Below are 12657 nucleotides of genomic sequence, written 5' to 3' on the forward strand. Positions count from 1 at the left end.
CACCATGCGCAAGGCATCCATCCGCCGCACCTGCGCGGCCCTCGCCGCCGTCACCTCGCTCGCCCTGGCCGCCACCGCCTGCGGCGGCACCACCAAGGAGGACGTGAAGAACGAGAGCGGCGCGGCGGCCTCGGCCGGCAAGGCCGACCCCGACGCGGCCACCAAGAAGGGCCTGACCATCGGCTTCCTGCCCAAGCAGGTCAACAACCCCTACTTCACCACCGCCGACAAGGGCGGCGAGAAGGCCGTCGAGGAGCTGGGCTCCACCTACAAGGAGGTCGGCCCCTCCAGCGCCACCGACACCGCCGGACAGGTCTCCTACGTCAACACCCTGACCCAGCAGCAGGTCGACGCCATGGCCGTTTCCGCACAGGACCCCGGCGCCCTGTGCACCGCGCTCAAGCAGGCGATGAGGAACGGCATCAAGGTCGTCACCTACGACTCGGACACCACCCCCGACTGCCGCAACGCCTTCGTCTCGCAGGCCGGCGGTGAGGACCTGGGCCGCACCGAGGTGCAGCTGCTCGCCGAGCAGATCGACTACAAGGGCGAGATCGCGATCCTGTCCGCAGCGCAGACCGCGACCAACCAGAACGCCTGGATCGAGTTCATGAAGGACGAGCTCAAGGATCCCCGGTACGAAGACATGAAGCTGGTCGAGGTCGCCTACGGCAACGACGACGCCCAGCAGTCCTTCCAGCAGACCCAGGGACTGCTCCAGGAGTACCCGAACCTGAAGGGGATCATCTCCCCGACCACCGTCGGCATCAAGGCCGCCGCCCAGTACCTGTCCGGCTCCAAGTACAAGGGCAAGGTCAAGCTGACCGGCCTCGGCACCCCCAACGACATGCGCAAATACGTCAAGAACGGCACCGTCGAGGCGTTCGAGCTCTGGGACCCGGCCAAGCTCGGCGAGCTGGCCGCGCGCACCGCCGTCGCCCTGTCCTCCGGCCAGATCACCGGCAAGGAGGGCGAGACCTTCAAGGCCGGCGCGATGGGGGAGTACACCATCGGCAAGGACGGCGTGATCAACCTCGGCAAGCCCACCGTCTTCAACGCCGGGAACATCGACCAGTTCGACTTCTGACCCCCACTTCCCCCTGAAGGAGCGGTACTTCATGCAACGCGTCTGTTTCCTGCTCAGGGTCCGACAGGACCGGATCGCCGAGTACCGCGAACGCCACGCCGCCGTGTGGCCCGAGATGTGTGAGGCGCTCTCGGCCACCGGCTGGCACAACTACTCCCTCTTCCTGCGCGACGACGGCCTCCTCGTCGGCTACCTGGAGACCGAGGACTTCGCGGCGGCGAAGGCCGGCATGGAGGCCACCGAGGTCAACGCCCGCTGGCAGGCCGAGATGTTCCCCTTCTTCGAGTCCCCCGACGGCTCCCGGCCGGACGAGGCGATGACACCGCTGACCGAGGTCTTCCACCTCGCCTGACGAAGGAGCCCGCGAGGGGACGGCGCACGCTCCCGGCCGGCGCGCTCCCCGGCACCGCGGCGGCCCCCGCCCCGGCCCCCGGCACCGCCCGGGCCGAGCCCGGGCCGTCGGACAGCACCGCCGACGGCACCGCGCCCGGCAGCAGGGCCCTCCGCTTCGTGTCCCGCGACGGCCCGGCCGACACCGACGCGTTCCGGAAGGACGGCCCGCTCACCCCGGAGGGCCACCAGCACGCGACCCGGTACACCGCCGTGGACCAGGAGAAGTCCACCGGCACGACACCCTCGCCGCTGCACGTCGTCGACTTCGGTCCGCCTGCCCGGCCGTGACCGGCACGGGGCGGCCGTGCGGGTAGTGTGATGGCCCGCCGCGCCGCCCCCCGTCTCCCTGGAGGTCCCAGCCCGATGGTCCAGTCGGTGGGTATCAAGGACGTCGCCCGCGTCGCCGGAGTCTCCGTCGGCACGGTCTCCAACGTGATCAACCGGCCGGACACGGTCGCGACCGAGACCCGGGCGCGGGTGCTGTCCGCCATAGACCGGCTCGGTTACGTCCGCAGCGAGTCCGCCCGGCAGCTGCGCGCAGGACGCAGCCGCATCATGGGTCTGCTCGTCCTCGACATGGGCAACCCCTTCTTCGTCGACGTCGCGCGCGGCGCCGAACGCGCCGCGCGCGCCGCCGGGCTCGGCGTGATGGTCTGCAACAGCGCGCAGGACCCGGGGGAGGAGGCCGAGTACCTCTCCCTCTTCGCCGAGCAGCGGGTGCGGGGCGTGCTGCTCACCCCGGCGGACGCCACCGGCCGCAACATCGAGGCGTTCCGCCGGCACGGCATCCCCTTCGTGCTGGTCGACCGGGTGGCCGAGGGCACCACCGAGTGCTCCGTCTCCGTGGACGACGTGGCGGGCGGCGCGCTGGCCGTGCGGCACCTCGTCGACGCCGGGCACCGGTCCCTCGCCTACGTCAGCGGCCCGCCCGGGCTCAACCAGGTCCGGGACCGCCGCACCGGCGCCCTGAACGCCCTCGCCGAAGCCGGACTCGGACCCGACCGCCTGCGCGAGCTGCCCACCGAGCGGCTGGACGTCGCCGCCGGACGCGACGCCGGCGCCCGGCTCCTCGGACTCGCCGACCGCCCGACCGCCGTGTTCTGCGCCAACGACCTGCTCGCCCTGGGCGTGCTCCAGGCGATGTACGCGGCCGGGGTCGGTGTCCCCGACGACCTGGCAATCGTCGGCTACGACGACATCGAGTTCGCCGCCGCGGCGGCCGTGCCGCTCACCTCGGTGCGCCAGCCCGCCGTCACCATGGGCGCCCTCGCCGCCGAACTGCTGCTGGAGGAGACCGAGAGCGACGGCACGCGGCAGCCCCACGAGCACCGCAGGGTGGTCCTCCGCCCGGAACTGGTGGTCCGGCGCTCCAGCCTCTCGGCCCGCTGAACGTCGTTTCCGTAAAATCGCGTGATCCCGGGCTCGGTGACCGCAAGAACATGTGCTGAACTGGGTCACGATCCGACCATCCGTTCGTCCCAGGAGTTCCCTTGCCCGTCAGCTACCGCCAGCCCGGCGTGGTCCTCACCGACCGCCGTTTCACCGTGCCCCTCGATCACGACGACCCCTCGGGCGAGACGATCGAGCTGTACGCGCGGGAGGTCGTCGCCGGGGACAGGGCCGGCCGGGACCTGCCGTGGCTGCTGTACCTCCAGGGCGGACCCGGCTTCGGGGCGAACCGTTTCGTCGGCAAGGAGGCCTGGCTCGGCAGGGCCCTGGAGGAGTACCGGGTGCTGCTCCTCGACCAGCGCGGCACCGGCCATTCCACCCCCGCCAACCGGCAGACGCTGCCCTTGCGCGGCGGCCCCGAGGAGCAGGCCGGCTACCTCGCCCTGTTCCGCGCCGACTCCATCGTGCGGGACTGCGAGGCCATCCGCCCGAGGGTGACCGGCGGCGCCCCGTGGACCGTGCTCGGCCAGAGCTTCGGCGGCTTCTGCACCGTCGCCTACCTCTCCACGGCCCCCGAGGGCCTGGACACCGCCCTCGTCACCGGCGGCCTGCCCTCCCTCGACGCGCACGCCGACGACGTCTACCGGGCCGCCTACCCGCGCGTCGAACGCAAGGTCGCCGCCCACTACGCCCGCTACCCGCAGGACGTGGAACGCGCCCGGCGCATCGCCGACCACCTCCTCAGCCACGACGTCGTCCTCCCGGGCGGGTACCGGTTCACCGTCGAGGCGTTCCAGTCCCTCGGCCGGATGCTCGGCAGCGGCGACGGCAGCCACCGGCTGCACCACCTCCTGGAGGACGCCTTCGTCCGCACCCCGGGCGGCCCCGCGCTCTCGGACGCCTTCCAGGAGCAGGCGCAGGGCCTGCTGTCGTTCGCCGGCCACCCGCTCTACGCGCTGATCCACGAGGCGATCTACGGCCAGGACGCCCGGCCCACCGCCTGGTCGGCCGAGCGGGTACGGGCCGGGTTCCCGCGCTTCGACGCGGCCAAGACCCTGGCCGGCGACGAGCCGCTGCTGTTCACCGGCGAAACGATCCACCCCTGGATGTTCGACTGCGACCCGGCGCTGCGCCCCCTGCGCGAGACCGCCGCAATCCTCGCCGCGCGCACCGACTGGACGCCGCTGTACGACCCGGCACGCCTCGCCGGCAACGAGGTTCCGGCCGCCGCCGCCGTCTACCACGACGACATGTACGTCCACACCCCCCACTCGCTGGAGACCGCGCGGGCGATCCGCGGCCTGCGCACCTGGGTCACCGACGAGTTCGAGCACGACGGGGTCCGCGCCGGCGGCCCCCGCGTCCTGGACCGGCTGCTCGCGCTGGCCCGCGACGAGGTCTGAAGCACGTCCGGTGCGCTGTCGGTGCGGCGCGTTAGTCTGCGGACATGACCGAGCCGACGATCAGTCAACTCGAGCCGACGACCAGTCGACTCCAGCCCATGCCGGACGACTGGCAGCGCGCCCTGGCGGTGGTCGCCCACCCGGACGACCTGGAGTACGGCTGCGCGGCGGCGATCGCGTCCTGGACCGACGCGGGCCGCGAGGTCTCCTACGTGCTGGCCACCCGCGGCGAGGCGGGCATCGACACCCTGGAACCGGCGAAGTGCGGCCGGCTCAGGGAGCGCGAGCAGCGGGCGAGCGCCGCCGTGGTGGGCGTGACGGAGGTCGACTTCCTCGACCACGCGGACGGTGTCGTCGAGTACGGCCCCGCCCTGCGCCGTGACATCGCCGCCGCCGTGCGCCGGTACCGGCCCGAGCTGGTGATCACCCTCAACCACCGGGACACCTGGGGCGGCACCTTCTGGAACACCCCGGACCACGTGGCCGTCGGGCGCGCCACGCTCGACGCGGCCGGTGACGCCGGCAACCGCTGGATCTTCCCGGAGCTGACCGAGCGGGGCCTCGAACCCTGGAACGGCGTCCGCTGGGTGGCGGTCGCCGGTTCGAGCAACCCCACGCACGCGGTGGACGCGACCGCCGGCCTGGAGCGGGCCGTGCTCTCCCTGCTCGAACACCGCACCTACATCGAGGCGTTGACCGACGAGGACCCGGAGGCGTACGCACGGGGGCTGCTGACCGGGTTCGCCGAGGAGACGGGGAAGCGGTTCGGGGACCGTCCCGCCGTCGCCTTCGAGCTGTTCCCACGATGACCCGCCAGGACGAGGACGGGGACGAGGCGCTGGCGCGGAGCTTCGAGGAGCACCGCGGCCGCCTCGGGGCGATCGCCTACCGCATGCTCGGCTCGCTCGCCGAGGCCGAGGACGCCGTCCAGGAGGCCTGGCTGCGCCTGGGCCGGGTGGACCCCGGCGGCATCGGCAACCTGGGCGGCTGGCTGACCACCGTGACCGGCCGGATCTGCCTGGACCTGCTGCGTTCCCGCGCCGTCCGCCGGGAGCAGCCGATGGACGAGACCTTCGTCCCGGACCCGGTCGTCGCACCCCTCGGTCAGACGGACCCCGAACGGGAGGCGCTGCACGCCGACTCGGTCGGCGTGGCCCTGCTGGTCGTCCTGGAAACACTGGAACCCGACGAGCGGCTGGCGTTCGTGCTGCACGACATGTTCGCCGTGCCGTTCGACGACATCGCCCCGGTCGTGGAGCGCAACGCGGCCGCGACCCGGCAGCTCGCCTCACGGGCCCGCCGCCGGGTACGGGACGCCACGCCACCGTCCGACCCCGACCTCGGCCGGCAGAGGCAGGTGCTCGACGCCTTCATGGCCGCCGCGCGCGGCGGTGACTTCGAGGCGCTGGTCGCCGTCCTGCACCCGGACGTGGTGCTGCGCGCCGACGCGGGCGCACTGGTCCGCGGCACGGCCGCGTCCAGGATTCTCCGGGGCGCGCAACCGGTGGCCGAGTCGGCGCTGCTGTTCGCCCGCTACACCGCCGCGGCACGCATCGTGCTGGTCAACGGCTCCCTGGGCCTGCTCAGCGTCGTCGACGGCCGCATCGGGTCGGTCATGTCCGTCACCACCACCGGCCACCGCATCACGGGGATGTACGTGCTCGCCGACCCGGAACGCCTCGGCCGCCTGCGGGTCCCCGACGACGAGAACTGACCCGGCGACCGGCCGCAGCGGGGGTCGTCCGCGTCGCGGACCGGCGCGCACCGGCGGACCCGGTCCGAACCCGCCCGGCCGTCAGGGCGACGGCGGCCCGGCGGGGCGGGCGGCGGGCACGGCGGACGGCGTCCTGCGGTGCGGGTACAGCCGCAGACGCTCCGGCATCAGCGTGAGGCGTTCGGTCACGCTCAGCCGGTAGCCGGGGTCCGGGGTCAGGTCGTAGCGGCGCAGGAGGAGGCCGAGGACCAGCGTCGCCTCGTGCAGGGCGAACTGCCGCCCGATGCACGCCCGCGCTCCCGTCCCGAACGGCTTGAAGACGTGCGCGGGCCGGGACCGTACCGCCGCCGCGTCGAAGCGGTCCGGGTCGAACCGCTCGGCGTCCGCTCCCCACACGGCGGGATCCCGGTGCAGCATCGGTGTCAGCACCAGCGTCCAGGCACCCCGGCGCATCGGGTGATCCCCGCCCAGGACCGTGTCCCGGGTCGCCTCCCGGGCGTAGGCCGGAGCTGTCGGCCACAGCCGCAGCGACTCGTCGAGCACCCGGCGCACGTACCGCAGTCTGGCCACCTGTTCGTAGCCGGGCGCCGCCGTGTCGCCCCAGACGCGCTCCACCTCGGCACGCGCCCGGGCTGCCACCCCGGGCTCGCGGGACAGGTAGTGCAGCGCGAACGACAGCGCGCCCGACGTCGTCTCGTGACCCGCCACGAGGAAGGTGATGACCTGCCGCCTGACGTTCTCCGCCGACAGGCGCTCCCCGGTCTCCGGGTGCGCCGTCTCCAGCATCCGGTCCAGCAGGTCCCCGTCCCCCGGGCCCCCCGCGCGCCGGATCCGCACCACCTCGTCGACGATGCGGTCGAGGTGCGCGATGTCGGCCGTGTTGCGGCGGCTCGCGCGACGCAGCAGCAGCGGGGCCAGCGGCGCCGGAACGCTGTTGAGCCGCTGGGCGTAGGTGAGCGTGCCGACCATCGCCGTGACGAACGGATGGGGGCGTGCCCGCTCGAAGGATCCGAAGTCGTGCCCGAAGCCGGTCCGCGCGATCGTCTCCAGCGTCAGTTTCGTCATGTCACCGGGCACGTCCACCGGCCGCCCCCCGGCCGCCGCGCGGTCCCAGTGCTCCGTCAGCCGCTCCGCCACGGCCAGCATCATGGGGTGGTACCCGGCCATGGCCTCACGGCTGAACCCGGGAGCCAGCACGTCGTGCGCCAGTTGCCAGTTGGGCTCGTGGTTGTAGGCGGTGAACAGTCCGTCGCCCGCGACCGGCCGCAGATTGGCGACACCCAGCCCCACGTGCTTGGCGAAGCGCGACTCGTCGGACAGGTCCGCCACCAGAGCGGCACCCCAGGTGAACACGAACTCCCTGCCGAAGGCGTTCCGGCGGAAGATCGGCCCGAGGTCCCGGGCGTACTTCATCGAGTCCTGCAGCGGAGTCCGCCTGCTCGCGCCGACGACGTCGCCCACCAGCGGCAGGCGGCGCGGCGGGTGGGGTATGCGGTGCAGCGCCGGCCAGCCCTGCTCCGCGCCGCGGAAACCCTTCGGCAGCCCGGACCGTGTCGTCGTCTCCGCCATGACGCGTTCTCCTTCGACCCGGCGAGCGGGTGCGGCCTGTTGTACGCGAGTTCAATAGCGCGCCATCAGTCTGGTCCGGTTGTCGAACCGGCGTCAAGTACAGTGCGGGGATGGCCGTGAACCAGGGTGGGCGTGCCCGCCGCCGGCTCAGCACCGGGGAGCGCCGCGAGCAGCTCCTGTCGGTCGGCGCACGGCTGTTCTCCGAGAGTCCCTACGACGACGTGTGGATCGAGCAGGTCGCCGAGATCGCCGGGGTGTCGCGGGGGCTGCTCTACCACTACTTCCCCACCAAGCGGGACTTCTTCGCGGCGGTGGTGGAGCGGGAGAGCGAGCGGATGCTCCGGATGACGGCGGCGGTCCCCGGCGTCCGGGTGCGGGAACAGCTCACCGCCGGTCTCGACGCGTATCTGGAGTACGTCGAGGCCCATGCGCACGGCTACCGCGCCTTCCACCGTGCCGACGCCGCGGGGGACCAGTCCGTACGCCGGGTCTACCGGCGGGCGCTGGCCGCACAGGAGCAGCAGATCCTGGCGGCGCTCGCGGCGGATCCCGAGTTCGGTCCGGCCTTCGAGGCGCGGCCGGACACCCGGCTCGCGGTGCGCGGCTGGCTGGCCTTCACCACCGCGGTCTGCCTGGAGTGGCTGCGCGGCGCCGAACTGGGCCGTGAACAGGTGCGCGACCTGTGCGCGCGGGCCCTGCTCGGTGTGCTCGCGCCCTGAGAGGCCCCGCGGGGATCACGACATCCGGTTGGCGCGCACCCCGATCTTCGATAGGTTAGGCAAGGCTTACCTAAGAGGAGGTTCGGGATGGGTGACGACTCGCAGAGCTGGACGGCCGCACCGGGCGCGGCGGAGCGGGCCCGCTCGGTGCTCGCCGCCGCGTGGTCCTGCGCGGTGACCGCGGAGGGCACCCGCGAGGAGTTCGTCGGCGCGCACACCGTGACCGACGACGGACGGGTGCTCCTGGAGGTCCCGGAGGACAGCGTCCTGCGCGCCGCCGCGATCTGCGCGCCGCGCGGCGAGCCGTCCGCGGTGCTGGAGTTCGCCGACGTCGCTCCCGTCCCCGTGCGCGACCGGATCCGCGCCCGGCTGTGGCTCGCCGGCTGGTTCTCCGACCGGGACGGCCCTCTCGCCTTCCGGCCGACGCGCGTCGTCCTGCGGCAGCAGTCCGGCGCCGTGCTGGTCGACCCCGGCGAGTTCGCCACCGCGGCCCCCGACCCGCTCGCCACCGCCGAGGCCCGGCTGCTGACCCACCTCGCGGACTGCCACGCCGACGCGGTCGAACGCCTCACCCGCCTGGTCGACACGAGCAGCCTGCACGGCGCGGTCCGCGTCCAGCCGCTCGCCGTCGACCGGCACGGACTGACCCTGCGCATCGAACGCGTCCGCGCGGGCGGTGACGTACGGCTGCCGTTCCACGCGCCCGCCGACGACCTCGCCCAGCTCACCGAGCGCATGCACGTCCTGCTCGCCCAGGCCGCCGCCGCCTCCTGCCCCCGCGCGCTGCAGCGCCGGGGCATGGACGACGACGTGGCGGGCGGACGGCCGGCGGCCTGACCACCGGTCACCGTCCTGTACCGGCGCCCCGGCGCGTCTCCCCGGGGTTCCACCCGGTGGGGCGAGGGATCCCGCCCGTGCTCAGGAACGAGCGGAGGCGCCGCGGCGGTTCCGGCTCAGCCGGTCCCGCAGCCGGCTGAGCCGGGGCAGCCGCTCGCGCTGCTCCTGCGAGTGCCGGTCCAGTTCCTCGAAGAGGCGGCGCGTGCGGTGTTCGGTGTCCATCTCGTCGAGGATGCGGTTGACCTCGGTCAGCACCGCGCCCAGCAGCTGCCACTCGCGCGCGTCGCGCCGGGCCTCGGCGAAGAGCAGTTCGGCCAGCTTGTCCCGGGTGGCCGACGCCTGCCGCAGCTGGGAGGCGAGCCGGTCCTCCGCCGACTCCGCGTTGGCGCTCACACTCGTGGTCACCAGCACCGCGAAACTGACGACGGCGTCGGAGATCTCGGACAGCAGCTGCTCGAAGACGACCCCGGTGTCCGGCGCGAACAGCCTCCCGGGGCCGCGCTCCTTGGACAGGTCGGTCAGGGTGCGGGCCAGCACCCGCAGCACCACCGTGCAGATCTCCAGCGTGTCCAGACCGGTGCGCAGCACGATCCGGTGCAGCAGCCCCTCACGCACGCGCGGATTGAGCCGCAGGCTGTCCTCCGCCTGCCGGAGGTCCGCGTCCACCTCGGAGATGTCGTGGTCCAGCCGGCGGGCCTCGTGCAGCCGGGCGGCCGCGCGGTCCGAGGGCGGTCCCTGCGCGGCCTCCTCCCCGATCCGCAGCATCAGCTGCCGCACCCGCCGCGCCAGCTCCTCGATCGACTCACCGGCCTCCTCCACCCACACCGGCGGGGCCAGCAGCAGGTTGAAGCCCATCCCGACGACCGCTCCGATCAGAGTCTCGACGATTCGGGCCCAGGCGGTGTCGCCGTGGGTGGTCACCCCGAGCACCAGCATCGCGCTGATCGCCACCTCCGGGACGAACTCGTCCACCCGTACCAGATGGCCGACGATCAGCGACGCCAGGATGAGCAGGCCCAGACTCCACCAGGTCAGACCCACCAGGAGGCTGAAGAGGATCGCCAGGACGACGCCGGTCACTACGGCGTTCACCCGGCGCAGCCCGGTGGTCAGCGTGGAGTACAGGGTGACCTGGACGACGAGCAGCGCGGTCAGCGGCGCGGTGAGCGGGGCGGCCTCGGGACTGAGCCGCACGGCGATGACGTAGGCGACCGTGGCCGCCGCCGCCGACCGCACCGTCTGCACGGTCACCGGGTCCCGGCGACGCTTGACGAACTGAACGGCGGGGGCGGTCATCTCACGTACAACTTGCATCTCGGGACGGTTCCCCTTCCCCGGACGCAACGAACGTGTTCCGTGGCGACGGCAGTCCCCCGGCGGACAAACGGGCGGGGACTACAGCTTGTCGAGGAAGGCGAGGAGGTTGCGCCGGGTGCGGTCGATCTGCTCCTCCAGGGTGAGGCTCTCCTCGAAACGGGCCCCGCTCTCGGGCACCTTCAGACCGCGCAGGTAGAGGGAACAGGCCAGGTCGGTACACATGTAGGCGCCGACCGAGTTGCCCTCGCGGCCGGCCGCTCCCGCCCTGCGCGCCGTCATCAGGGAGACTCCGCCGCGCGGATGCGTCGTCAGGCACAGGGAGCACATGCTGCGGTGCAGGAAGCCCCGCTGGGCGGGCTGGAACCGCATGGCCACCCCGACGGGACGCCCTTCGCGCTCGACGACGAGGTAACTGCGGTCGGGTGCGCCCGGATCACGCCAGCCCAGGAAGTCGAGATCGTCCCAGGGGCGCGCCTCCAGGCCCCGGGGCACGGCCAGCCGCTTGGCCTCACCCTTCGAGCAGTTGATGAACGACGTGCGGATGTCCTGCTCGGTGAGCGCTTTCATGAAGGCCGTCTCCTGGCGTGCGCCGCGGCGCGTGCTGTGCGTGATCTCCCGGAGCCCAGAGGTCAGGGGGTCCGGATCTTTCCGGTTCAGGGTAGGGACCGGGCCGCCGGGGGAGCCAACGGATTTTCCGCAGGAGCACGCCGCGTCGCGCGTTCCGTACGCTGTACCGCAGTCGCCGGGGGGCGGGAGCGGGCTCGTGGGGGAGCGCCGGAACCGCGACCGCGGCGCGACCAGGGAACACCCCCGTTAGTTCACAACATGAAATAAGGGGGGAGGAAAGTCGCGCCGAAACCTTCCCCACCGGTATGTTGCAGGTCGGGCAGGGTTTCGGGAGGAGCCACATGGCGGGGCGGAACGGACGCACGGTGCGCGACCTCAGGCGGGCCAACCGCACGGCCGTGCTGCAACGGCTGTACTTCGACGGCCCGCTGAGCCGCTTCGAGCTCGGCCCCGCCACCGGCCTCAGCTCCGGATCGGTCAGCAATGTCGTCGCCGACCTGGTCGCCGACGGGCTCGTGGAGGAGGCCGGCAGCGTCGACTCCGACGGCGGCCGCCCGCGCACCCTGCTGCGGGTGGCACCGGCCAGCGGCCACATGATCGGCGTCGACGTGGGGGAGACCCGGGTGCGCGTCGAACTGTTCGACCTCACCCTCACTGAGCTCGCCCGCGCCGAACGCCCGCTCACGCAGCAGCGGTACGAGGTCGAGGTCATCGTCGACCACATCCGCTCCGGCATCGACGAGGTGCTCGCCGCCGCGGGGCTCGCCCCCGAACGGCTCCTCGGCGTCGGCATCGGCGTTCCCGGCATCGTCGAGCACACTCCCGAGGGCGGCGCCGTCGTGCACGGGCAGACCATCGGCTGGGACGCGATCCCGCTGGAGTCGCTGCTGCGCACCGGCTCCCCGCTGCCCGGCAGCGTGCCGTACTTCATCGACAACGGCGCGAGGACCCTCGGCCAGGCCGAGATGTGGTTCGGGGCCGGACGCGGTGCCAGGAACGCGCTCGTGGTCCTCTTCGGCTCCGGCGTCGGCGCCTGCCTGGCCACCCCGGAGGTGGAACACGGCCGGGCGGTGGAGTGGGGGCACCTGACGGTACGGGTCCGGGGGCGCCGCTGCCGCTGCGGCGCGCTGGGCTGCCTGGAGGCGTACGCCGGCGCCGAGTCGCTGCTCGCCCGGTGGCGCGAGGAGGGCGGCGCGGTGCCCGGGGGCACGGACGAGGAGACGGCCCTGACGGCGATGCTCGCCGCCGCCTACCCCGCCGGCGACACGGCGCCCGACCCGGTCGCGCTCGCCGTCCTGGAGGAGACCGCCGAGTACCTGGGCGCGGGCCTGTCCGACCTGATCAACCTCTTCCAGCCGGAGCGCATCCTCATGGGCGGCTGGGCGGGACTCCAGCTCGGTTCCCGCTTCCTGCCCGCCGTGCGCAGGCACGCCCTGTCGTACGCACTGCGCCATCCGGCGGAGAAGGTGACGATCGAGCTGGGCCGCCTCGGTCCCGACGCGGTCACCGTGGGCGCCGCGATCCTGCCGCTCGCCGACTTCTTCAGCCGCGGCGGTCGCCGCCCGGCCCCGGACCCCGAATCCCCGCCCCCCGCCTGGCGCACGGCCCTGGAGGACCGCGTCCCGCGCTGAACGGCGTCCGCCGGGCGGCCCGGGCGGCCCC

The 12657-nt window shown here is 73.2% G+C and carries 13 protein-coding genes; 10 read left to right on the forward strand and 3 right to left on the reverse strand.

Annotated elements, in window-relative coordinates; translation table 11 throughout:
* Positions 1-4 precede the first annotated feature (4 nt).
* The 7 genes from rhaS to IE118_RS06540 all read left to right on the forward strand — a co-directional run bounded on the left by rhaS (position 5) and on the right by IE118_RS06540 (position 5986).
* Complete coding sequence (gene rhaS, locus IE118_RS06510; protein WP_189556314.1) at positions 5-1087, forward strand: rhamnose ABC transporter substrate-binding protein; 1083 nt, start codon at positions 5-7, stop codon at positions 1085-1087.
* A 31-nt stretch (positions 1088-1118) separates the two neighbouring features.
* Positions 1119-1439, forward strand: a complete 321-nt coding sequence (locus IE118_RS06515) for an L-rhamnose mutarotase (RefSeq protein WP_189556315.1) — start codon at positions 1119-1121, stop codon at positions 1437-1439.
* Between the two features lie 158 nt (positions 1440-1597).
* Positions 1598-1768: a hypothetical protein gene (locus IE118_RS06520; protein ID WP_189556316.1), complete on the forward strand. Its 171-nt coding sequence runs from the start codon at positions 1598-1600 to the stop codon at positions 1766-1768.
* 75 nt (positions 1769-1843) lie between these two features.
* The gene (locus IE118_RS06525) at positions 1844-2869 is read left to right on the forward strand and encodes a LacI family DNA-binding transcriptional regulator (RefSeq protein ID WP_189556318.1); all 1026 of its coding nucleotides are present in this window, start codon (positions 1844-1846) and stop codon (positions 2867-2869) included.
* Positions 2870-2970: 101 nt separating this feature from the next.
* Complete coding sequence (locus tag IE118_RS06530; RefSeq protein WP_189556320.1) at positions 2971-4272, forward strand: alpha/beta fold hydrolase; 1302 nt, start codon at positions 2971-2973, stop codon at positions 4270-4272.
* Between the two features lie 44 nt (positions 4273-4316).
* A complete protein-coding gene (locus IE118_RS06535) occupies positions 4317-5081 on the forward strand; it encodes a PIG-L deacetylase family protein (protein ID WP_189556322.1) in 765 nt (254 codons plus the stop codon).
* Positions 5078-5986 (forward strand): sigma-70 family RNA polymerase sigma factor, encoded by a 909-nt coding sequence (locus IE118_RS06540; protein WP_189556324.1) that lies wholly within the window; start codon positions 5078-5080, stop codon positions 5984-5986. Before IE118_RS06535 ends, IE118_RS06540 begins: the two co-directional genes overlap by 4 nt.
* A gap of 81 nt (positions 5987-6067) precedes the next feature.
* Here the strand turns inward: IE118_RS06540 and IE118_RS06545 are convergent, their stop codons facing one another.
* Entirely contained in the window at positions 6068-7555 is a 1488-nt protein-coding gene (locus IE118_RS06545; RefSeq protein ID WP_189556327.1) for a cytochrome P450, read from the reverse strand.
* Between the two features lie 110 nt (positions 7556-7665).
* Here IE118_RS06545 and IE118_RS06550 point away from each other — a divergent pair, with 110 nt between their 5' ends.
* Together IE118_RS06550 and IE118_RS06555 are read left to right on the forward strand one after the other, a co-directional pair.
* Complete coding sequence (locus tag IE118_RS06550) at positions 7666-8274, forward strand: TetR/AcrR family transcriptional regulator (protein ID WP_189556329.1); 609 nt, start codon at positions 7666-7668, stop codon at positions 8272-8274.
* Between the two features lie 87 nt (positions 8275-8361).
* A complete protein-coding gene (locus tag IE118_RS06555) occupies positions 8362-9111 on the forward strand; it encodes a DUF2470 domain-containing protein (protein WP_189556331.1) in 750 nt (249 codons plus the stop codon).
* A gap of 81 nt (positions 9112-9192) precedes the next feature.
* On the opposite strand, the gene IE118_RS06560 is transcribed toward IE118_RS06555, so the two are convergent.
* On the reverse strand, positions 9193-10425 hold the full coding sequence (locus tag IE118_RS06560) for an aromatic acid exporter family protein (RefSeq protein ID WP_189556333.1): 1233 nt from the start codon (positions 10423-10425) through the stop codon (positions 9193-9195).
* Between the two features lie 81 nt (positions 10426-10506).
* On the reverse strand, positions 10507-10995 hold the full coding sequence (locus IE118_RS06565) for an FBP domain-containing protein (RefSeq protein ID WP_189556335.1): 489 nt from the start codon (positions 10993-10995) through the stop codon (positions 10507-10509).
* A gap of 341 nt (positions 10996-11336) precedes the next feature.
* Between IE118_RS06565 and IE118_RS06570 the strand changes: the two genes are divergently transcribed.
* Complete coding sequence (locus IE118_RS06570) at positions 11337-12626, forward strand: ROK family transcriptional regulator (RefSeq protein WP_189556337.1); 1290 nt, start codon at positions 11337-11339, stop codon at positions 12624-12626.
* Positions 12627-12657 lie beyond the last annotated feature (31 nt).

Source organism: Streptomyces pilosus (assembly GCF_014649835.1).
Taxonomy (GTDB): Bacteria; Actinomycetota; Actinomycetes; order Streptomycetales; family Streptomycetaceae; genus Streptomyces; species Streptomyces pilosus.

Bases quoted from the DNA above. Each gene is read 5' to 3' on its own strand.
- rhaS (WP_189556314.1), top strand. From the start codon at position 5: ATGCGCAAGGCATCCATCCGCCGCACCTGCGCGGCCCTCGCCGCCGTC.
- IE118_RS06515 (WP_189556315.1), top strand. From the start codon at position 1,119: ATGCAACGCGTCTGTTTCCTGCTCAGGGTCCGACAGGACCGGATCGCC.
- IE118_RS06525 (WP_189556318.1), top strand. From the start codon at position 1,844: ATGGTCCAGTCGGTGGGTATCAAGGACGTCGCCCGCGTCGCCGGAGTC.
- IE118_RS06535 (WP_189556322.1), top strand. From the start codon at position 4,317: ATGACCGAGCCGACGATCAGTCAACTCGAGCCGACGACCAGTCGACTC.
- IE118_RS06540 (WP_189556324.1), top strand. From the start codon at position 5,078: ATGACCCGCCAGGACGAGGACGGGGACGAGGCGCTGGCGCGGAGCTTC.
- IE118_RS06545 (WP_189556327.1), bottom strand. From the start codon at position 7,555: ATGGCGGAGACGACGACACGGTCCGGGCTGCCGAAGGGTTTCCGCGGC.
- IE118_RS06550 (WP_189556329.1), top strand. From the start codon at position 7,666: ATGGCCGTGAACCAGGGTGGGCGTGCCCGCCGCCGGCTCAGCACCGGG.
- IE118_RS06555 (WP_189556331.1), top strand. From the start codon at position 8,362: ATGGGTGACGACTCGCAGAGCTGGACGGCCGCACCGGGCGCGGCGGAG.
- IE118_RS06560 (WP_189556333.1), bottom strand. From the start codon at position 10,425: ATGCAAGTTGTACGTGAGATGACCGCCCCCGCCGTTCAGTTCGTCAAG.
- IE118_RS06565 (WP_189556335.1), bottom strand. From the start codon at position 10,995: ATGAAAGCGCTCACCGAGCAGGACATCCGCACGTCGTTCATCAACTGC.
- IE118_RS06570 (WP_189556337.1), top strand. From the start codon at position 11,337: ATGGCGGGGCGGAACGGACGCACGGTGCGCGACCTCAGGCGGGCCAAC.